Annotated in this window: 22 protein-coding genes; 8 read left to right on the forward strand and 14 right to left on the reverse strand. The window is 60.6% G+C overall.

All coding sequences use genetic code 11. The annotated features are described in order from the left end of the window. Window position 1: 1 nt before the first annotated feature. Genes HYI44_RS15345 through HYI44_RS15365 form a run of 5 tightly spaced genes read right to left on the reverse strand, consistent with a single transcriptional unit; the run spans window position 2 to window position 4258 of the window. The gene (locus HYI44_RS15345; protein ID WP_122839798.1) at window positions 2–646 is read right to left on the reverse strand and encodes a tetratricopeptide repeat protein; all 645 of its coding nucleotides are present in this window, start codon (window positions 644–646) and stop codon (window positions 2–4) included. Further along, window positions 643–1452: an SDR family oxidoreductase gene (locus tag HYI44_RS15350; RefSeq protein WP_225569779.1), complete on the reverse strand. Its 810-nt coding sequence runs from the start codon at window positions 1450–1452 to the stop codon at window positions 643–645. Before HYI44_RS15350 ends, HYI44_RS15345 begins: the two co-directional genes overlap by 4 nt. Then, on the reverse strand, window positions 1439–2113 hold the full coding sequence (locus HYI44_RS15355; protein WP_225569780.1) for a TenA family transcriptional regulator: 675 nt from the start codon (window positions 2111–2113) through the stop codon (window positions 1439–1441). The genes HYI44_RS15350 and HYI44_RS15355 overlap by 14 nt, the downstream gene beginning before the upstream one ends. Next, window positions 2110–3591 (reverse strand): AMP-binding protein, encoded by a 1482-nt coding sequence (locus HYI44_RS15360; protein ID WP_225569781.1) that lies wholly within the window; start codon window positions 3589–3591, stop codon window positions 2110–2112. The genes HYI44_RS15355 and HYI44_RS15360 overlap by 4 nt, the downstream gene beginning before the upstream one ends. Further along, window positions 3581–4258 (reverse strand): thermostable hemolysin, encoded by a 678-nt coding sequence (locus tag HYI44_RS15365; protein WP_122839794.1) that lies wholly within the window; start codon window positions 4256–4258, stop codon window positions 3581–3583. Before HYI44_RS15365 ends, HYI44_RS15360 begins: the two co-directional genes overlap by 11 nt. Window positions 4259–4458: 200 nt before the next feature. On the opposite strand from HYI44_RS15365, the gene HYI44_RS15370 reads away from it, so the two are divergent. Together HYI44_RS15370 and HYI44_RS15375 are read left to right on the forward strand one after the other, a co-directional pair. Then, window positions 4459–5013, forward strand: a complete 555-nt coding sequence (locus tag HYI44_RS15370) for a cytochrome b (RefSeq protein ID WP_225569782.1) — start codon at window positions 4459–4461, stop codon at window positions 5011–5013. A gap of 303 nt (window positions 5014–5316) precedes the next feature. Continuing rightward, window positions 5317–5880, forward strand: a complete 564-nt coding sequence (locus HYI44_RS15375; RefSeq protein WP_122839791.1) for a GNAT family N-acetyltransferase — start codon at window positions 5317–5319, stop codon at window positions 5878–5880. Between the two features lie 96 nt (window positions 5881–5976). Here HYI44_RS15375 and HYI44_RS15380 read toward each other — a convergent pair whose 3' ends face one another. Both HYI44_RS15380 and HYI44_RS15385 read right to left on the reverse strand, forming a co-directional pair. Beyond that, on the reverse strand, window positions 5977–7215 hold the full coding sequence (locus tag HYI44_RS15380; protein ID WP_225569783.1) for an MgtC/SapB family protein: 1239 nt from the start codon (window positions 7213–7215) through the stop codon (window positions 5977–5979). Window positions 7216–7252: 37 nt separating this feature from the next. Then, window positions 7253–8326, reverse strand: a complete 1074-nt coding sequence (locus HYI44_RS15385; RefSeq protein WP_122839789.1) for an NAD(P)-dependent alcohol dehydrogenase — start codon at window positions 8324–8326, stop codon at window positions 7253–7255. A 252-nt stretch (window positions 8327–8578) separates the two neighbouring features. On the opposite strand from HYI44_RS15385, the gene HYI44_RS15390 reads away from it, so the two are divergent. Beyond that, window positions 8579–8917 carry a hypothetical protein gene (locus HYI44_RS15390; protein ID WP_225569784.1) on the forward strand — a complete coding sequence of 113 codons (339 nt, stop codon included), beginning with the start codon at window positions 8579–8581 and terminating at the stop codon, window positions 8915–8917. Window positions 8918–9009: 92 nt separating this feature from the next. Next, on the forward strand, window positions 9010–9474 hold the full coding sequence (locus HYI44_RS15395) for a YMGG-like glycine zipper-containing protein (protein WP_225569785.1): 465 nt from the start codon (window positions 9010–9012) through the stop codon (window positions 9472–9474). Between the two features lie 66 nt (window positions 9475–9540). Here the strand turns inward: HYI44_RS15395 and HYI44_RS15400 are convergent, their stop codons facing one another. Together HYI44_RS15400 and HYI44_RS15405 are read right to left on the reverse strand one after the other, a co-directional pair. Further along, the gene (locus tag HYI44_RS15400) at window positions 9541–11541 is read right to left on the reverse strand and encodes a peptidase U32 family protein (protein ID WP_225569786.1); all 2001 of its coding nucleotides are present in this window, start codon (window positions 11539–11541) and stop codon (window positions 9541–9543) included. 116 nt (window positions 11542–11657) lie between these two features. Further along, window positions 11658–12566, reverse strand: coding sequence for a glycine betaine ABC transporter substrate-binding protein (locus HYI44_RS15405; protein WP_122839787.1), 909 nt, complete (start codon window positions 12564–12566; stop codon window positions 11658–11660). 253 nt (window positions 12567–12819) lie between these two features. Between HYI44_RS15405 and HYI44_RS15410 the strand changes: the two genes are divergently transcribed. Beyond that, the gene (locus HYI44_RS15410) at window positions 12820–14856 is read left to right on the forward strand and encodes an NADH:flavin oxidoreductase (RefSeq protein WP_225569787.1); all 2037 of its coding nucleotides are present in this window, start codon (window positions 12820–12822) and stop codon (window positions 14854–14856) included. Between the two features lie 33 nt (window positions 14857–14889). Here HYI44_RS15410 and HYI44_RS15415 read toward each other — a convergent pair whose 3' ends face one another. The 3 genes from HYI44_RS15415 to HYI44_RS15425 all read right to left on the reverse strand — a co-directional run bounded on the left by HYI44_RS15415 (window position 14890) and on the right by HYI44_RS15425 (window position 16968). Further along, window positions 14890–15666 carry a pyrroline-5-carboxylate reductase family protein gene (locus HYI44_RS15415; protein WP_225569788.1) on the reverse strand — a complete coding sequence of 259 codons (777 nt, stop codon included), beginning with the start codon at window positions 15664–15666 and terminating at the stop codon, window positions 14890–14892. Then, window positions 15656–16363 carry a TetR/AcrR family transcriptional regulator gene (locus HYI44_RS15420; protein ID WP_225569789.1) on the reverse strand — a complete coding sequence of 236 codons (708 nt, stop codon included), beginning with the start codon at window positions 16361–16363 and terminating at the stop codon, window positions 15656–15658. The genes HYI44_RS15415 and HYI44_RS15420 overlap by 11 nt, the downstream gene beginning before the upstream one ends. 239 nt (window positions 16364–16602) lie before the next feature. Continuing rightward, window positions 16603–16968 carry a histone-like nucleoid-structuring protein, MvaT/MvaU family gene (locus HYI44_RS15425; protein WP_045058578.1) on the reverse strand — a complete coding sequence of 122 codons (366 nt, stop codon included), beginning with the start codon at window positions 16966–16968 and terminating at the stop codon, window positions 16603–16605. Window positions 16969–17248: 280 nt separating this feature from the next. On the opposite strand from HYI44_RS15425, the gene HYI44_RS15430 reads away from it, so the two are divergent. Both HYI44_RS15430 and HYI44_RS15435 read left to right on the forward strand, forming a co-directional pair. Next, complete coding sequence (locus HYI44_RS15430) at window positions 17249–17563, forward strand: hypothetical protein (protein WP_225569790.1); 315 nt, start codon at window positions 17249–17251, stop codon at window positions 17561–17563. A 181-nt stretch (window positions 17564–17744) separates the two neighbouring features. Then, window positions 17745–18344, forward strand: coding sequence for an MliC family protein (locus HYI44_RS15435; protein ID WP_225569791.1), 600 nt, complete (start codon window positions 17745–17747; stop codon window positions 18342–18344). A 49-nt stretch (window positions 18345–18393) separates the two neighbouring features. On the opposite strand, the gene HYI44_RS15440 is transcribed toward HYI44_RS15435, so the two are convergent. After that, window positions 18394–18636, reverse strand: coding sequence for a general stress protein (locus HYI44_RS15440; RefSeq protein ID WP_045058581.1), 243 nt, complete (start codon window positions 18634–18636; stop codon window positions 18394–18396). A 177-nt stretch (window positions 18637–18813) separates the two neighbouring features. Here HYI44_RS15440 and HYI44_RS15445 point away from each other — a divergent pair, with 177 nt between their 5' ends. Beyond that, window positions 18814–19371, forward strand: a complete 558-nt coding sequence (locus tag HYI44_RS15445) for an ATP-dependent Clp protease proteolytic subunit (RefSeq protein WP_045058582.1) — start codon at window positions 18814–18816, stop codon at window positions 19369–19371. A 56-nt stretch (window positions 19372–19427) separates the two neighbouring features. Here the strand turns inward: HYI44_RS15445 and HYI44_RS15450 are convergent, their stop codons facing one another. After that, window positions 19428–20549: a carboxylate-amine ligase gene (locus HYI44_RS15450; RefSeq protein WP_225569792.1), complete on the reverse strand. Its 1122-nt coding sequence runs from the start codon at window positions 20547–20549 to the stop codon at window positions 19428–19430. Between the last annotated feature and the right edge of the window lies 1 nt (window position 20550).

Below are 20550 nucleotides of genomic sequence, written 5' to 3' on the forward strand. Positions count from 1 at the left end.
GTCAGTCTATTTTCTTGTTCACGTCCACCAGCAGCGCTTCGATCTCTTTGCGCCGTCCGGCGTCGGCCAGTTCCCGTCCTGGCCTTGGGGCAGCCTGCAGGGCTTTTTGCAGCGCACCCCGGGCTTCGCTGTAGCGTTTTTGACGGTAGAGGTGATCGCCCCAGAAGTACAGACTATCGATGCCGTCAGGGTTCAGTTGCAAGGCCTGCTTGAGCAACTGATCGGCCTTGTCAGCGTCACCGAAGCCGATCGGCCAGCCCGGCACGCGGTCGTACAGTGCGCCGAGGCTGGTGTAGGCCGAGCCTTGCAAGGCTTTGGGGTCCAGGGCCAGGGCTTTCTCCAGATCGATTTTTGCCGCCTTGACCTTGCTCAGAGCTCCGAGCCCGCCCTGGGCGCCGGCCCAACTGCTGGTGACGATGCCGGACCAGATCCAGGCTTCGGCCACGGACTGGCGTTCGTGCGTAAACGCCGAGGCCTGCCCTGCCAGCTGTTCAAAAGCCGCGGTACGTTGATCCGCGGGCATTTCATATTGAATGTGTGCCCAGCTTTGCTGGATGCCACTGAGACGTTGTTGATCGGCAGCGTCAAGCGCCCAGGCGTTTGCGCTCAAGGCGCCCATCAGCAGGCAGGCGAAGATTTTTTTCATGGCTTGAAATTCTCGTTATCAGGTTTCTGACTCAGACGACGGATCAGTGGCAGCTGCTTGCGCAGGCCGCGATCCACCAGGTTGGGCAACAGGCTGTTCAGGCCCACGAAGAAGCGTTCCGGCCAGCCCAGGTACAGGTCACGGTGGTCACCGGCAATGGCGTGCATCACCGCCGAGGCAACTTTTTGCGGATCATCTACGTTGGATTTGAGGGCAACATTCAACGCCTGCGCTGCCGCGCTGTTCATGCTGGTGCGGGTGGCCCGTGGTGCGACGTACAACACCCCGACCCGGGTGTCAGCGAGCTCACGACGCAGGGCTTCGGAAAACCCTCGCAGGGCAAACTTGGTGGCGCAATAGCTGGCGTAGCCGGGGTAACCGATCGAGCCATAAGTCGAGCCGACGTTGACCACCATGGCGCTTTCAGCCTGCTTGAGCAGCGGCAGCAGCAACCTGGTGAGGCAGATCGGCGCGCTGACGTTCACCGCCAGCATGGCGTTGATGTCGCTGTCATCGAGCTGCTCAAGCATGGCGAAATGATTGATCCCGGCGGCATTGATCAGCAGGTTCAGCCCCCCGAGGCCTTCGGCGGCGGCCAGCACCTTGCGGCGGTCGGTGAGGAACGTCAGGTCGGCGCCGACCCAGGACAACTGCTGAGGGTAGCGTTCCAGCAAAGGCACCAGCGGTTCCCGGTGCCGAGCCACGGCCAATACCCTGGCGCCACTGGCGCACAGGGCGGTGGCAATTGCCAGGCCGATGCCGCCACTGGCGCCGGTCAGCACCACCCGGGCTTCAGACAGGCGCATGGGGAGTCTCCCCGACGCGCGGCAAGCCGCGGAACATATCGGTGTACAGCGCGTACACCACTTTGGAGGCATGAATCACGGCCGCCTGGTCAGCCGGATCATCGAGGGTGTTCATCAGGCGGCGATACGTCTGCATGTGCTCGATATCCAGCGAGCCATGGGAGCTGAGGTAACTGAACGCGCTTTGCGGCAAGTCCAGGCGTTCTCGGATGCTCTCGGCGGCGTGGGTGGCCAGGGCGATACTGGTGCCTTCCAGCACATTGACCATGCCAAACAGGCCCACCGGATTGCCCCGGGCAATCAGGTCGTAGAGGTAGCTGACCATCAATTCGATCGGCAAGGAGGGACGACCGTCGCGCACCGCGGCCTTGTCGCCACCGCAGGTTTCGATATCGTTGAGGATCCACTGTTCGTGGCCGTATTCGTCTTCGATGTACTCGCACACTGCTTTGCGCAGCCATTCCAGACGCGACGGCAGGCGTGCACCACAGGCCATCATCAAAGGCACGGTGTGGCGCACGTGGTAATAGGCTTGCGTCAGAAAGGCCCGATAGCTTTCCAGGCTGACCTTGCCCTCCAGGGCATCGCGAATGACCGGCAGGTTGAACAGCGCGTGGCGTTCGTGTTGCGTGGCTTCTTGCAGGTTGTCGAAAAAACTCATGACGCAGATTCCTCTGAAAAGACAGCGTTAGTCAGTTGCGCGCGGTACTGCTCGCCGATGGCGTCCCGGCGTGGTCGGCCATTGGCAGTCAGCAAGCCATTGGCGGGGGTGAATGGTTGAGCCAGACGGGTCCAGTGCTGAACCTGGGCGTAATTGGGTAAGGCCGCGTTGGCCTGAGCCACGGCGGCGGCCAACGCTTCGTCTGTGCAATCGGGGCGATGAGGCCAAAGCAGCGCGTGATTGCCCGGCATGGCCTCGCCGTAGACAAAGGCCTGGGCAATATCCCGGCGTTGAGTCAGTTCGGCCTCGACCCATTCGGGGTTCACGTTGCGGCCATAACTGGTGACGAACTGGTGTTTCTTGCGCCCCTTGATATACAGAAAGCCCTCGGCGTCGAATTCACCAAGATCACCGCTGGGCCACCACTCATCGCCGTGCTCAGCCTCGCCGAGGTAACCCAGCAGGGTCGAGCCCTTGATCAGCACTTCGCCGTCCTCGGCCAGAAGGATCTCCACGTGGGGCAGAGGCCGGCCGACGCTGCCCGCGCGGCGTGCCTCTGGCCGATTCAGGCACACCACTGACGCGCACTCCGACAGCCCGTAGCCTTCGTAAACCGGCAGGCCGGCACGTCGCGCACGGTGCAGCAAATCTTCACTCACCCGAGCGCCGCCCACTGCGGCAAAGCGCAACGAGTAGGGGCTGAAGGCTTTTTGCTCCGCGGCGCTCACCAGTAACAACAGCAACTGCGGCACCAGAATCACACTCTCGGGCGCACGGGTGGCCAGGCAACCGAGCAGTCGCGGCACATCGACACCGCTGGCCCCCTCGATACCCAGGGTTTTCTGGCTGGGCAGGCTCAGCTTCGCGCCGGCGTAAAGCGCCGCATAGCAGCCAATGTTTTCCAGCAGGATCGCCAGCGGCAACAGTGCGAGGTGATGCTGTGGATCAGTGGGCTTGCTGGCCTGATCGAGTTCGCGGACGACCCGCAGGATACTTTCGGCACTCAGGCACACACCTTTGGGAGTACCGGTGGTGCCCGAGGTGAAGGTCAGTTTGGCGGTGCCCTCGGGCATTCGGTGCGGGCCGTTGAACGTGCGCCGCCAGAATTCACCGTTCCTTTCGTAGCCGGCCGTTTGCAGTTCTGCTTCCAGAGCCGGCTCGGCAATCACCAGGGCAGCCTGGCTTTGCTTGAGACAATGTCGACGTTGAGCCGGCGTGAAGAAAGGCGGCAACGTCAGGCAGGTCAAGCCTTCGAACAGCACGGCCAGGTCCCACAGCATGGCGTCGACACCATTGTCCAGGGCCAGTGCCACAACCTGGACGCTTTCATCCCGTAGACGCTGCTGGCGGTACATCACTTCCGCGTACAGCGTCGCGTAGTCCAGCTTCAGGTGATCCCCCCAAATGGCAATGGCATTGGTCTTGCGTTCGGCATGGGAGCGCAGGGTCTGTTTGAAACGCTCGATTTCAGGCGACATGGCTGGATTCCTCAATGGACGCTGGCAACCCCAATCGGCTGAACATCCCTATGTTGCGCAAATGAATGAAGCCGGCGCGGATGTTGCCAACGTGCACCCAGGGTTTGCTCTCGTAGTAGCTGCCCCAGCTGTGGCGGTCCTCGCCTAACCGTGCAGGATCGGCGGCGCAAAGGGTCACGGGCTTCAAGCCCAGGCGGTGAAAGCTGTTCACCAGGCCGATGTTGCCGGTGAACGCCACCCATTCCAGGCCACCCATGGCCAGCAGGTAGGTGATGGCGATGATGCTCATGCGTGCACTGCCGGTGTCGCTGGCGGCCAGGTTACCCACTTCAACGATGCCCCTGCGGTCGACTGCACAGTCGGCTGCGGCACTGATCAGCGGGTCGACCGGCTCGTCCAGGTAGCGTTCCAGAAACAGCGGCTCACGGCTCGCCAGGCGCACGCCGGCCACTGCACACAGTTCACCCGACGGGTTGTTCATGCCGAATAGCTCCGGCATGAAATGCCGGATGTCCGCGCCGTGGGCCTTGCGGAAGCGCTGCTGGATAAAGGCTTCCAGAACGGGGCGCAGGGGCTCGTCCGGCAGAGCGCGGGCCAGACTCAGCTGCGGGGTTTCGGCCTGGCCGAAATGCAGGGGCAGAGCGATGTTCCAGTCAATATCGGGCATTGGAAGACGCCTCCCGGGAAAGTGTGGGAGAAGTATCCGAGGCATTTCTTAACGGAGTCTGAAGGTGGCCAAAAGATCGCCAGGGGCAGTCTTCAGATTGCCTTAAGACTGGATGGGCAGGCTGGCGTCATTCGGTTCGCTTACCGAAAAACCGGGCCGCGCGAATGATTGTGCAGCCACACCCGTTCAAGAGGCCTGTCATGACTCGCGATTTACTCGCTCACAACCGCTACGCAAAACTCTCGATCACCTTGCACTGGCTGATGCTCGTGCTGGTTGTCGGGGTCTATGCCTGTATCGAGATCAGAGGCTGGCTGCCGCGCCAGCATCCATTGAAAGGCCCCCTGCTCGGTACCCATGCCCTGTTTGGACTGGCGATTTTTACCTTGGTGTGGGTTCGCTTACTCGGCCGTTTACAAAAACGCCCGCCCATCACGCCTCGCCCCCCTGCCTGGCAGACTGCGCTGGCCCACCTCACCCACCTGGCGCTCTATGTCCTGATGATCGTCACGCCCCTGCTCGCCTGGCTGATGCTCAGTGCCGCCGGTAAACCGATACCGTACTTTGCTTTTACCCTGCCCTCGCCTATCGCACTCGATCCGGATTTGGCGAAGCAATTCAAAGAATGGCATGAATGGCTTGGCAACGCCGGGTACTGGCTGATTGGCGTGCACGCCTTCGCTGGGATTTTTCACCACTACTGGATGCGCGATAACACCCTCACCCGGATCTTGCCCAAGCGCTTTGTGCGCTAGTGTCTGATGGCAATCATTCCAACCTTCAGCACTACTGAACCGCTGACCTGGTCCAGCCTGGGCAACGGCTTGACTCCGCTTGGCCTGTCAGGTGCAGAAATCGAGGGCGCCAAGTAAATGCTTGAGATTGCGCCACCAGCGCCCTGCCCGACGTTGATTGACGTCAATCAGGCACAAATGAATGCGCCGCCTCACTACTCTTTGATCCAGATCAGATCCACCCACCGACAGCAGCGTAAAAAGGAATGAACAGCGCGGTTGGTCAAGACGCGCCTGCTTTCAAACCCGATGGAGTTTTACCCCATGCTGACCGTCAAAGACCACAATGACCGGGCCGCGGCCGCCTATGCCGCGGTCACCGGAAAGCACTGGATCGAGGCGCTCAAGGACGGTCGCCACGTTTTGATCCGACCGCTGGCAGAGAAAGACCGCGAGCGTGAATTGGCCTTTATTCAACGGCTGTCCCCCGAGTCCCGGCACATGCGTTTTCTGGCGCAGATCAAGGAGCCCGGCGGCGCCCTGCTCAATCAGTTGATGGACACCGACAATCGCGAGCGCCTGGCCTTCATCGCCCTGGTGCACGACAACGGACAATTGATTGAGGTGGGCGTCAGTCGTTATGCGGCCACGGATGAACAGCAATGTGAATGCGCCATTACGGTCGCCGATGAATGGAATCACCTGGGACTGGGTACACTGCTGATGGAACATTTGATCAAGGCGGCGCGCCACAACGTTTACCGGCAGATGTATTCGGTCGATTCCGCGAGCAACGCGCCGATGCGTGACCTCGCCAGATCGCTTGGTTTTGAAACTTACACTGACCCTGATGACCGCCACCAGGTCATTCATCGTCTGCAACTGTGAACCGTCGCCCCGCGATCTTTCGGCCAACGCTTGATCAGGATTGATGGGTTATGTGAAGGGCGACTTGATCTCTATCAGCTTCCGTAGAGGCCTCATTTAGAGCAACCAGATCCCAGCCCACATTGCCAGTGTGAGCAGGACCTGACCCGGAATTACGTAAAGGGCGAACCGGCTTCCACCACTGACCCACGCCACCGCGCATTTGCTCAGCGAATTACTGCTGATGGCGATCAGTACAGGCACGGCAATGGCGTCGAATGGCAACTGACCCGATTTGGCCAGGGAGGCAATCGACGCCGTCGAAGCATGGGCATCGGCGAAACCGGTGAAGGTCGCCGTCACCATCACCCCCGCTTCCCCGTAGTACCTGAGCATCACCGAGGACAGGAAAGTGATGCCGGTCACGGTCAGGGTCACCACCAGCGCCAGCTTGAGATTGAACGCACCGCCGACCTTGATCGGCTGGCTGGCGTTAGTCGCGGTTTTCGGAAACATCAGGCACAGGCCATACAGGGCGGTAGCAAGCGCGCCGCATACCAGTGGACCGAAAACCGGCCGCAGCAGACCGGTGTCGACCGCACCCAGGATCAGGCCCGCTTGAACGAAGGTCGCGAGGTTGGACCAGATCGCGGCGGCGCCCAGGAGCTTGACGTTGGCCGGCTCCCTGGCGGCGATATGGCCCATCGCGGCGATTGTCACGGTACTGGAGGCAAATCCGGAGGCAATGGCGCTGATCGCATAGCCGTAGCGGGTGCCCAAGGCACGAACCGCGACATGCCCCACTGCCCCCACCACCATCAACAGGACGGTCAGGGTACAAATGGTGCGCAGGTTGATCGCCCCATACGGGCCGATATAGCGATCGGGCGTCAGCGGCAGTACCACCAGGGCGGCCGTCAGCAAGACCAGTGCGTCGCGCATTTCGCCTTCGGTTAACTGGCTGCGGGCGAAGTGGTGCAGCTTCTCGCGGTACGCCAGCAATCCGGCCATCACCACAGCCATGGCCACCGCCAATTGTGGCTGACTGCTGCAGAGGGCTCCCAGTACCAATACGGTGAGCAAGGCCACTTCACTGGTCACTCCCGGGTCGTCGCTCAAGCTACGCCAGTACGCGACCGTCACCAGCACACCAAGGGTGATCGCCAGGGCCGCGACCAGCAGCCCGCCACCGACCTGCATCGACCCATAGCCCAGCAGCGCGGTAATCGCGAAAGTGCGCAACCCGGCGCAGGCACGGCTTTGCCCCTCGCCTTTGTGCCGTTCGCGCTCAAGACCGATGAGCAGGCCAATCCCAAGCGCGGCGGCGGCTCCCGTGAGGCCCAGGCTCTCGATCATGAGGCGCTCATACGCCTGGGGAAAGCACCTGCGATGCTCACGGTGTGATCGCCACCTTCATCACCCCGTCCCGCTGGTGGGCAAACAGGTCATAGGCCGCTTCAATATTGTCGAGTGTGTAGCGGTGCGTCACCAGGGGTGACAGGTCCACCCCCCCGCTGTTGACTACCGCCATCAGGCGACGCATGCGTTCCTTGCCGCCCGGGCAAAGGGTGGTGACGATGCTGTAGTCCCCCAGTCCGGCGGCGAAGGCATCCAGCGGAATGTGCAGATCGCTGGAATAAACCCCCAGGCTGGACAAGCGACCGCCGGGACGCAGCACCCGCAGGGCAGACTCGAAAGTACCCTGGGTGCCCAATGCCTCGATGGACACATCGACGCCGCGGCCATCGGTCAGGGCCATGATCTGATCGACCACGTTACCGTCCTTGAAATTGACCACATGGGTCGCGCCCAACTGTCGCGCGACGCTCATGCGCTCGGGTACGGCGTCGACGCCAATGATTGTGGTCGCGCCCTTGAGGCGGGCGCCGGCCACCGCGCACAGGCCGATCGGGCCGAGGGCAAACACGGCAACCGTATCGCCAATGCTCACTTCGCCGCGCTCGGCGCCGGAAAAGCCGGTGGACATGATGTCCGGGCACATCAGCACCTGCTCATCGCTGAGGCCGTCGGGAATGGGACACAAATTGGCGATTGCGTCCGGCACAAGCACATATTCAGCCTGGCAACCGTCAATGATGTTGCCGAATTTCCAGCCCCCTGTGGCGCGGAAGCCGTGGCGGGTATCCGGACCGTCCTGGGAGCCGCAGCCGCACAGGCAGGCGTAACTTTGCCCGCTGGGGGTGATGGCACCGGCAATGACCCGTTGCCCTTCGACGAAGCCACGCACTTGCGAGCCAAGCCGTTCAATCACACCAACCGGTTCGTGCCCCACGGTCAGCCCTTTGGCCACCGGGTACTCACCGCGCAGGATGTGTACGTCGGTGCCACAAATAGTCGTGGTGGTGATACGGATCAGCGCATCCAGAGGGCCGACCTCGGGAATGGGTTTGTCCTCCAGCACAATCCGGTTTTTCTCAACGAAAACTGCCGCTTTCATGGTCGCCATGCTGATTGCTCCTCTGTCCGTGTGCGCCAAAGTTCAGCACAGCCTGCAGAATGAACCGCAATGACCGATGAAAGGTTGATAACGATCAACAGTTACTGGCTTTGACGACCGCATGCTTGACAACATTTATGCTCATGACCTCTCATCCATCAGTTCGGGCGAGTTTGGCTTCAGCAAACGGGTCATGGATCTTTGCGGGAGCTGCAGATACGCTGTAGTCCTACCTGATGACTGCCCCAGATTGCCAGAACAATGACCACCGAATCACTTTCAACCCGTGAGGTCTGCCAGATCCTGAGAGACCTGGCCCTGGGTACGCGGTCTATCCAACGAATCAGCCGTCAGGCCCCGCCGGGAATTGACTCGGGCCAGATCCGTGTTGAAGTCGATGGCTGGGTGCTCAACCTGTGCCAGGACCAGGGCACCCTCACCTACTGTGAATCCTGCGTCGCCGCGGATAGCCGCTCGGCCACGTTTGCCGACTGGCATCGTTATGGCACCGATCCCGTGGAGCTGCTGAGTACCTGGGAGCGTGCGCAAGTCGAGGGACTGTTGGCCGACCCGCAAAGCGTCGAGGCACGTGCGATGTGATGAGAGGTGCGAGCCAAGCGCGACAGGTGAACTAATCTGTAAAGGTTCAAGCGTCGTAACTCCAACGCACACTCGCCGCAGTGGGGTTCACCATGAAAATCGTCTTCGCCCCTTGCATAACCCTGATCCTTTGCGCGGTCTCGTCAAGCGCAACAGCCGAGACCGTCACGCCGCTCAAAGGACAGACGCAGGCAATCATCCAGCAGGACGTCAGCGCTTGCCAGTCCCAGGCTGGCAGCACAACGAGCTCGAGCACGACGCCGCAATCCGGTGGGCGTGTGCGCGGAGCTGCGACTGGCGCCGTTGCCGGAGCTGCGGTTGCCGGCGCGCGGGGTCGTCAGCACGATGAGTTCTATGATCGGGTGGACGACGACGTCAAACAGCAATATCGCCAGAATAAGGCCAAGGACGCAGCGGTGGCTGGCGCAGTGGTGGGCGGGTCCCGCCAGCGCCAGGATCGTCGCCAGGACCGCCGCAGCGCAGAGCAGAATACGACGGCGGTATCATCCGCCTATAGCAGTTGCATGCAGCAGCGTGGTTATCAGGTAACGCCATAAAGATTTTTGTGGACACACCCTGGCCAAGGCGAACGCAGCCGTGAGCCCGGCTGCGTCGCCCATGGCTCAATGCGGTGCCCGGGGGATGGTCTTCAGCAAATCTTCAGGGCTGATGTAACCCACCACCGGTTCCGCGACACTGCCCGGCAGCGGCAGGTCGAGGATATGGCCCTTGATCTTGCCGATGACGTGCATCTCGCAAGGTTTGCAGTCGAACTTCAGCGTCAGCACTTCGTCGCCGTGCACCAGTTGCATCGGCGCGACCTTGGTGCGAACACCCGTGACGCCCTTGGCCTGTTTCGGGCAGAGGTTGAAGGAAAACCGCAGGCAGTGCTTGGTGATCATCACCGGCACTTCGCCGGTTTCTTCGTGGGCCTCAAAGGCCGCGTCGATCAGCTTGACGCCATGGCGGTGATAGAAGTCGCGGGCCTTCTGGTTGTAGACGTTGGCCAGGAACGACAGGTGCGACTCCGGGTACACCGGCGGCGGGCTGGTTTCGGCTTTGCGGCTACCCCGTGGATGGGCTTGCAGGCGGGCCGCCGTCAACGCCTCAATCACGCCCCGACGCAGGGTCTTGAGTTGCGAGTTGGGGATGAAAAATGCCTTGGGCGCATCAAGCTTGATCGCCGTGGCGTAGTAGTCGGTGGTGCCCAACTGGCCGAGCAGATCGCGCAATTGCTCCAGCGCCTGCTCCGGCTTGTTGGCCAGGCCGAACGGGCCATCCAGTGACAGGCTGGCGCTGATACCCTCCTCGCTCGTGGCGGTCAGCTGCAGGCGTTGTTCATCCAGGCGCGCGGCCCAGGACAGGCCGATGCGACGCTCGGCAGAGGTTTTCTGCAAGGCTTGCTGCCAGTCGTGGTCCAGGTTACGGCTCAGCGGGTGGTTGGGGCGCAGCTTGTACATCCCTTCCGGCATTTCGTTGGGCTCGACGCGATAGCGATAACGTTTCTGGCCGTCTTCGACAAATTCGCCCTTGGGCTCGGCGATGTTGGCGCGGAAACCCACGACCTCACGCTTGATTTGCACGTTGAGGCCATCGCCATTGGACAACGGATCAGTGGTGACCACCTGCAGATCCCGTTTACCGACTTTCTCCACCACGCCCACCGGCAAGCCAGTGAAGGTCGGTGAGTCGAAGGCGCCGATGTCGATCTTGCGGTCGGTGACAAAATAATCGGTGCTGCCACGGTGAAAGGTCTTGTCCGGGTCAGGCACGAAGAAATGCGCGGTACGACCACTGGATGCCCGGGCCAGGTCCGGACGATCTTCGAGCACATCGTCCAGGCGCTGACGATAATAGGCGGTGATGTTTTTCACATAACCCACATCCTTGTAGCGCCCCTCGATCTTGAACGAGCGAACACCAGCTTCCACCAGGGCGCGGATGTTGGCACTCTGGTTATTGTCCTTCATCGACAGCAGGTGTTTTTCGTAGGCGACTACGCGGCCCTGATCGTCCTTGAGGGTGTACGGCAAGCGACAGGCCTGGGAGCAGTCGCCACGGTTGGCGCTGCGACCGTTCTGGGCGTGGGAGATATTGCACTGGCCGGAGAACGCTACGCACAGCGCGCCGTGAATGAAAAACTCGATCGCCGCGTCAGTCTCGTCGGCGATTTCGCGAATTTCCTGCAGGTTCAACTCCCGGGCCAGCACCAATTGCGAGAAACCCGCCTGGTCGAGGAATTTCGCCCGGGCCAGGGTGCGGATATCGGTCTGGGTGCTGGCGTGCAGCTCGATCGGCGGGATATCCAGTTCCATCACGCCAAGGTCCTGGACGATCAAGGCATCGACCCCGGCATCGTACAACTGGTGGATCAGCTTGCGGGCCGGCTCCAGCTCATTGTCGTGCAGGATGGTGTTGATGGTGGTGAACACACGGGCGTGATAACGACGGGCGAACTCCACCAGTTGGCCAATTTCGCTGACTTCGTTGCAGGCATTGTGACGGGCGCCGAAGCTCGGGCCGCCGATATACACGGCATCGGCGCCATGCAGAATGGCCTCGCGGGCGATGCTCACATCACGAGCAGGGCTGAGCAGTTCGAGCTGATGTTTGGGTAAGGACATGATTTTTTTTAGGTTGGTCACGGTCGAGGCATGCATTGTAGCGGCCTATCGCGGGACCGGCACCCGTAGGCGACCGAATGGCGCCACTCCATGGCTGCCTCTGGTCACCGCAGCCTTCAGGGCTGACGGCTGCTGACGGCCTCTGCGCCCTGCTGGAACATGGCGTCGAAGCGCGGTTTGTTGGCCGCGTAATAAGCCGCTACCACCTTGTCGGACGAACTCTGCCGAGCCTCCATCATCAGTGTCTCCAGGTCCGCCTTGGGCACCGAATAGTGGGCGAAGAAATACGCCACTTCGGGGTACTGCTCGCTAAAGCCCTTGCGCGCCACGGCGTGGATTTGCTCGGCGCCGCCAAAGATCTGCTTCGGATCATCCAGGTAGCGCAACGGCCACTTGGAGAACATCCAGTGCGGGCTCCAGGCATTGACCAGCGACCATTTATCGCGTTTCAGATTGCGATCCAGTTCATTGAGCATCCCGGTCTCAGAGGACGCCACCAGCTTGTAGCCCTCAAGTTTGTACTCCTCCATGGCCTTGACCGTCAGCTTGTACTGGCCGTTACCCACTTCCGAGGTGAGGATCTTGCCTTCCAGCCTGGCCCGGACCTCAGGCTTGTTCAGGTCTTCGACGCTGGCCACTTCGCTCAACGGCACAGAACTCGGCACCGCCATGCCGATACGCCCCTCATACAGCACCCCAAGGTCTTCGAGCCGGTCTTTGTACTTGTCATAGAACGCCTTGTGCGTGCTCGGCAGCCAGACCATAGGGATCAGGTCGATGTTGCCGTTGGCCAGTGCCTGGAACTGGATGCCGATGTCAGCCATCACCAGTTTCACCGGTTGCTTGAGGCGGTCTTGCAAGGCCGTGGTCGCCAGCTTGACGGTGATCTCGGTATCGGACCAATTGACCCAGCCAATGCGCACCGGCGCCTGGTCGGCTGCCTGGGCCAGCGAAGTACTGGCGGCGAGCACAAGACTGAGCAGCGCCGCGTAGCGGGTTCTTCTGTCGGGTGAGTGAGCGTTCATCAGGCGTCTTCCTATTGAGAGGTGATAGGCAGCTTGTCTTGGTGTGAACGGCCTTGCGGTCGTGAATGGCGCGGCCCCGTGTTACCGGGCCCACGGGAATCTTCCTCTGCGCCATGCGAGCTAGATCTTATCGACGGGTTTTGCCTTGCGCAAGCAAAATGTACACCTATGTATTCTGACGTTGACACTGGTGTACATTTATCCTAATTTCCAGCCAGAGAGCCCTGATGAAGCCCACCCCGGAGCGCCCCCGATGTCCAGCGATCCCTTGCTGCAACCCTACAGAATCAAGAACCTGGTCCTGCGTAACCGGATCATGACCACTTCCCATGAACCGGCTTACCCGGTCGACGGCATGCCCAAGGATCTCTATCGCGCCTATCACGTGGAACGCGCCAGGGCCGGCGTGGCACTGACCATGACCGCCGGCTCCGCCGCCGTCTCCCGGGACAGCCCGCCCGTGTTCAACAATGTGCTGGCCTACAAGGACGAAGTGGTTGGCTGGTTGAAAGACCTGACCGATGAATGCCATGAGCACGGCGCAGCGGTGATGATTCAGCTGACCCACCTGGGCCGTCGCACCCGTTGGGACAAGGCCGACTGGTTGCCGGTGGTGTCACCGTCACACCGCCGCGAGGCGTCACACCGCTCCTTCCCGAAGAAAATGGAAGAATGGGATATAGAGCGCATCATCAAGGATTACGTGGACGCGGCCGAGCGCATGAAGGCCGCTGGTCTGGATGGCCTTGAGCTTCAGGCCTATGGGCATCTCATGGACCAGTTCTGGTCGCCCTTGACCAATGACCTTGATGGGCCGTACGGCGGTTCGCTGGAAAACCGCATGCGCTTCACCTTCGACATCCTGCGCGGCATTCGCCAGCGGGTGGGTGAAGATTTCCTCCTGGGCGTGCGCTACACCGGTGACGAAGAGCTGCCCGGCGGCTTCAATGCCAGCGAAGGCATGCAGGTCTCGCACATGCTCAAGGACAGCGGACTGGTGGACTTTCTCAACGTCGTGCGTGGCCACATCGACACCGATGCCGGCCTTACCGACGTCATTCCTATTCAGGGCATGCGCAACTCGCCGCACCTCGACTTCGCCGGAGAAATCCGCTCGTCGACCGGCTTCCCCACCTTCCACGCGGCGAAAATTCCCGATGTGGCCACGGCGCGCCATGCGATTGCCTCAGGCAAGGTGGACATGGTGGGCATGACCCGGGCGCACATGACCGACCCGCACATCGTGCGCAAGATCATCGAGAAGCGCGAAGAAGACATCCGCCCGTGCGTAGGCGCCAACTACTGCCTGGACCGCATCTACCAGGGCGGCGCCGCCTATTGCATCCACAACGCGGCGACCGGTCGCGAGACCACCATGCCCCACGATATTCCCAAGGCCGCAGTCAAGCGCCGGGTGGTCGTGGTGGGTAGCGGCCCGGCGGGACTGGAGGCGGCGCGAGTAGCTGGGGAACGAGGCCATGACGTGACCGTGCTGGAAGCGGCGGACCAGCCTGGCGGGCAGATACGCCTGACGGCCCTGAGCGAACGCCGGCGCGAGATGATCAGCATCATCGACTGGCGCATGGCGCAGTGCGAACGCCTGGGGGTCAAATTTCATTTCAACACATGGGCCGAGGCCGACACCGTGCAAGCCTTCGAGCCAGACGTGGTCATCGTCGCCACCGGAGGCCTGCCGCACACCGAAGTCCTGCGCGAAGGCAACGAACTGGTGGTCTCGACCTGGGACATCATCTCCGGTGACATCAAGCCCGGGCGCAATGTACTGATTTTCGACGATGCAGGGGATCACGCCGCACTGCAAGCCGCCGAAATCATCGCCAGGAGCGGCGCCACCCTTGAAATCGTCACACCCGACCGCTCATTTGCCCCCGAAGTCATGGCCATGAACCTGGTGCCCTACATGCGCAGCCTGCAGGATCTGGACGTCACCTTTACCGTGACCTACCGGGTCGAGAAGGTGCACAAGCGCGATGGAACGCTGGTTGCGACTTTTGGCAGTGATTACGGACAGGTGCACAAGCAGCGAGTCGTCGATCAGGTGGTGGTCAACCACGGCACCCTGCCCCTGGATGACCTGTACTTTGAGCTGCGCCCGCTCTCCAGCAATGGCGGAGCAGTCGAGCAGCATGACTTGATCGCCGGTAATGCGCAGCACCTCGTCACGCACCCCGAGGGGCGCTTCCAGTTGTTCCGCATTGGCGACGCAGTCTCGGCGCGCAACACCCACGCGGCCATCTATGACGCACTGCGGCTGGTGAAGGACATCTGAGACCGGAGCCCTGCGCGCAGGCCTTAGCCGCTTCTACATGCCCCGGCGTGCGATCTGCGCGCCGGCGTCCACCGCCCGCCCCACCAGCGACTCGAAATCATCATCGACCATCGACTGCAGGGCTGCCGCTGTCACGCCCCGGTACGCCAGCAACGAATCGATCAGCTGTTGCGGATCGTGTCGGGCTAACATGTGCCCGCCACCCACGACAACGCCTTGAGCAGCTCGTTGCGCGATATCCGGTGGAATGCCTGCGGCCACTGCTTGCCTTGTCAGCGCCAGTTGCAGCATGGCAGGGAATGCCGGGCCGGTTCCCGACAACGCACTGAGATAATCGACACAGGCTTCATCAGGCACTGCGTCTGCGCTGCCTACACATTCGAACAGACCTTGAATCCACAAGGCTTGCTGTTCATCCAGGCTGACGTTGCTGCACCAGGGCGTGAACGACTGCCGAATTTCCACCGCCGCATTGGGCATCGCCCGCACCACGACTTGCGCCCCGGTCGCCAGACTGATGGCTTGCGCCGACACGCCCGCCATCAGCGAGATCACCTGCTTGCCCCGAGCGTTGATGCGCAGCTCCTGAAACTGCTCCGGGCGAATCGACAGCACGACGATATCGCTCTGATCCACCAGTTGCTGATTGTCAGCGAGCAGCCGTACGCCTGACTCAAACGCAGTCACGCCCGAGCGATTGGAGATCAACAGATGCTGCGGCGCGATGAACTGACTGTCGAGCAGCGCCTCGGCCAGAGCTCGCCCCAGCCAGCCGGTACCGCCGATGATTCCCAGGGTCTTACTCGTCATCGATCGGGGTTCCCTCGAAGGTTTCAGCCAGGGGCACGAACACGCCGGGTTCTGTTTGCGCGTAGCCAAAGGTCCCGTAGAAACGGTCAAGCTCACGCCGCTTGGGCGCCTTGCCGGTAAACACGCTGACGTACTGGGGAATGCGTCTGAAGCGCACCACGATACCTTCGGTGGTCTTCATCGAGATGTAGCCGATCTGCGTGAGGTAGATCGTCCTGGCGCGTACATCGGCCCCTTCGTTGTCGTAGCCAAAACGGCGGAACATCGCCGCCAGTGCGCCTATACGCGCTTCATCGGCCAAGGCAATTTCGCCAGACACTTCATCCGACTGCAGCGCCCAGCTGCGCACCGCGAACTCGAATTGTGAGTCAAACAGCTCCGGGTTCAGCCAGCACTTGAAAACGTTGAGAATCGCCTCGGAAATACTCTCTGCGTAGCTTTCGCACTGGCTGAGCATGCCGCCGGTGTTCTTATCCCGCCAACGGGCGAGCAGCGCCGCTAGCAGTTGTTCGCGGTCCTCGTAGAACCAATAGAAGCTGGTGCGGGACAAATTCAGGCGCTTGGCCAGCGGCATTACCCGCACGGCGTCCACCCCCGATTCCTTCAGCGCGTCATAGGCGGCATCCAGCCAGACATCAACCGAGCCCCGCCAGCCCGCGTCCTGCGCCTTGGTTTTCGCTCGTCCTGCCTGGGACATTGGGGTGCACCTTCTACTGAAAATTCCTGACCACTGTACACCCGCGCATCCATAGCGTACATGCGATGTACATGAGCGTACATTTTAAAGACGCGCTGCACGCAGCCCTTGAAGTTATCAGAACGAGACAAATCGCCAAACGTGGGTGAGGCGGCTAATAACAAAAGCCCGCTTTCGCGGGCTCATGTGGGTGTGTGCTGCAAGTTAAGCGGTTGCACGCAGTCAGGCGCGCACCGGAATTACTTGGCCAGCCACGACTCGACTTTTTCGGAGCCGTACTTGGCTTTCCATTCTTTCAGGGTCTTGTGGTTGCCACCTTTGGTTTCCACAACTTCACCCGATTCCGGGTTTTTGTAGACTTTGACCTGACGCGGCTTGCGCGTGCCGGTTTTGGCTTCGGCAGCAGGTGCACGGCGACCGGCTTGCGGGTCGAGCAGGTTAACGATGTCTTTCAAGCTGTAACCATACTTAGCAAGGAGCGCGCGCAGTTTGGTTTCGAATTCAATTTCCTGCTTGAGGCCAGCATCACCTTTCAATGCTTCCAGCGCCTGGAGTTGTTCTGCCAGGTGTTTTTCCAGTTGGCGAAATTCTGCGAGTTTGGACATGGGAGATCTCTACGTGATGAGTTCCCTAACATTACACCAAAAAATAGAGTTTGAATTAGTTACAGATGACTTAGTTGTCATTCAACGAAAATTTGAATCCCCCGGACACTCCGTGGTCATCTATCGGGAGAGCACGAAGACGACAAAGCAGCGGAGGAATTTATGAGCCTTGCAATGACAATCTTCAGCATGATCGCCTCCTGGATGGCGATAGCTATCGCCATGTTGTGGGGAATGTTGCGGATCGCGCGCCGACATCAAGCGACAGGGAGCTGGACCCATGAACCCCACCACCCCGGACGGCCGCTACTTTGTCGTCAAAGGTCAGCTGTGGCGATGTTCAGACCCGTCGCTGGCCGCTGACAAGCGCCAACTTCTGGTCAATCAGTTGATGAACGCGCGACGCCAGGTCAAGGCTGCCAAGGCCAGCGGCGATCTCGAACAGTTGCAGTCCGCCCGGGCGGATGTCAACTCGGCCAAAGTTGCACTTGGGGAGCGTGGCCCGGTCTGGTGGGATGATGGCAGCCCCGACTACAACCGCTTTAAAGTTGCCAACACACCCTATGCCCAGTGGTACTTGGCAGGCAGTTTCTAGATACCACTGATAAACTCCAGACGCCTATCGTCGATGCAGATGTTGTGTTTGAAGCCACATTAGCAGTACCTGACGATCCGGGCACTTCAAATCAGTCGTCCATGATCAACGCCCGAGTCAGCTTCATGCTCGCGGTGAGTTTGAAACAATCATCACAACCTTTGCCCAGGAGCAGTCGTCCATGATCTTCAGCTACCCCATGCTGCTGGCCAGCGCCGGTTTGACAATGTTAGTCGTCGCCAATCAGGCGTCAGCCCAGGAAGGGCCATCGTTCAAGTGCAGCGCCATAACGCCAGGCTCGATGGAAGACCTGATCTGCAAGAGTCCCGAGCTGGCAACCCGGGACCGAGACTTGGCGGCCGCCTATAACCGGGCGCTGAAGAAAGCCGGCAACCGCGCCAATACCCTCAAGGCCGAGCAGCGCGGCTGGATCAAGGGGCGTGACGAATGCTGGAAATCTGATAACAAACAGGCCTGCATCCAGGACGCCTATCGCCAGCGGATGGTCGAGCTGCAAGCCGGATATGGACTGGTGCCAGCCATCGGCCCCGTGACTTTTGAATGTGCTCGGGACGGTACACTCAGCGCGACGTTTTTCCAGACCGAACCTGCTTCGATGATGGCAACTTACAAGGGTGAGCAGTCATTGATGCTCGTCGAGCAATCGGCCAGCGGGGCACGTTACCAGGGGCGCAACGAGAGCTTCTGGGAGCATCAGGGCGAGGCACGGGTGACCTGGGGTTACGGAGCGAAGGAAATGACCTGCAAAAAACACAATTGAATGAATCAAGCCCCGCATGGCTGCAGGGCTTGATCAGGCTCAAACGGCATCAGGATTTACGCCCGCCGCCGCCATGACTGGCTTCTCCTCCTTTCTTGCCTGCTTCAGAGGCTTTTTGCCGATCGTCGGCGAAGTTTCCGCCACGACCACTGCCTTGCCCGCCGCCGGTCGACTTACCGGCCTCACCGGACTGGCGTCCGCCCGAAGCCTGGCCGCCTTTCTTGCCGGCTTCCGAGGCTTTTTCCCGGTCATTTGCGAAGTTGCCGGGTTTATCACTTCCGCTGTTAGCCATCTCTGCATACCTCTTATTGTGGGTTACGAGCGCCAGGGCTCGTATAGTTCCGAGGACAGGGGGATTCGAAAGTTTGAATAAATATGCCTGCTTCACGACGAACGGAACCGGGCCTATAGTTTCTTAATCCGGGTGAACCGATGGGGGCTCGACGGGCTTGCGACCGGAGGAAAACCAATGACCGAACATATTATTCATTTTCACTGCCAGATCGATCAGTCGACCACCGAGCGCTTTCGCGATTGCTGCCTGGAAGCCATTGAACAGGGTGCGACTTCCCTGCTGTTGAACCTGTCGACCAGCGGCGGCAGCACCAACTTCGGCTTCACGCTTTATACCTTCCTGAAATCACTGCCGGTACCGCTGTGCGCGATCAACGCCGGCAACATTGAATCCATGGGCATCATCATGTTCCTGGCGGCAGACCGACGAATCACCTCTCCTCACTCGCGATTTCTGATTCACCCGATGAACTGGTACTTCAGTCAAAGCTCGGTGGACCATCAGCGCCTGCGCGAGTACCTGTCCAGTCTGGATAACGACCTGGCGCGTTACGTGCAAATCTATGCCCTGGAGACCGCCAATGCGGATACCAAGCTGGATATTTTTCATTGCCTGTCAGCGGAGGAAAAAGTTATCGCAGCCCATGAGTCCCTGGCCTATGGCATCGCCCATGAGATGCGCCAGGTGGTCTTTGCTGAAGACATCAAGCATTGGAAAGTTAGCGGTGGGTGAGTCTCGCATCCTGAATGACCGCGGCGTCATGCAGTGTTTCCCGAGCGAGCCCGCGCTTATCTGGCGGCGTCTGCCAGCAGATGATCGACCACGGCTACCAGCGCTGCACTGGCATCTGCGCCGACTTGCAAGGTTTGCCCGTAAACACGACGTTGGCGGTCGGCGCTGGTGCCTTCGTCGAGCATGCTCCGCGCCTGGGCGAACACATCGGGCATGATTAGCTGCTGCGCCGCGTCGCCGTAAAGCTGCTCGGCCCGCAACAGCCATTGCCTGGCAGAGAACGCCCGATCAAAGCCCTCCACGATGAACGCCCCATGGATACCAAAGCGTTTCGCCCGCCAGCGGTTTTCCTGGACCACCCGGCGCGAGGTTGGCGAGTAACTCGCCCCGGGGCTCGCCTGCTCGATGGCACAGGCGACTAACAGGCGGAACAAGGCGGCAATACACAGGGTGTCCGCAAGCCGTGGACAGGCGTCGGTCATGCGCAACTCCAGCGTTGGGTAACACATGGCCGGGCGCACGCCCCACCAGCATTCACTGGCCTGGCGGATCGAGCCATTGCCCAGCAGCCAATTGACGTAAGCGTCATAGGCTTGCTGGTCCTCGAAGTATTCCGGCACACCCATTCGCGGCCACTCATCGCATGCTGTCTGGCGGTAACTGGCGAAGCCGCTGTCGGCGCCTTCAACAAACGGCGAGGAACAGCTCAGTGCCAGCAACAGAGGCGTCCAGGGTAATACCTCGTTCATCACTTGAACGCGATCCACCGCTGCCGGCACTTCCACGTGCACATGCAGGCCCGACCAGAGGCTGCGTCTGGCGACCCATTGAAAGTCTTCAAACAATTGGCAAAAGTGCGGCTGTACTGTGGCCTGTTGCGCCCGCCAATCCGCCAGGGGATGACTGCCGGCGCTGACCAGTCCCAGGCCAAAAGGCTTCAGAACGCCGCGCAGCTTACTTCTGGCCGCTGCAAGATAGTCGGCGGCCTGGGTCAGGCCCGTGAAGATCGGCGAAGCGACTTCAATTTGCCCCTGGAACATCTCGTAGGCGAAACAGCCATCCAACGCCTTGCTGCATTGCTCGATAGCGGCCGCAGGCGGCTGACCGGCCATGCATCGAGTTTCCAGGTCAGTGATGAAATATTCCTCTTCGATCCCGAACCTGATCTCACTGTTCATC

Source organism: Pseudomonas sp. Y24-6 (assembly GCF_020295325.1).
Classification (GTDB): domain Bacteria; phylum Pseudomonadota; class Gammaproteobacteria; order Pseudomonadales; family Pseudomonadaceae; genus Aquipseudomonas; species Aquipseudomonas gregormendelii.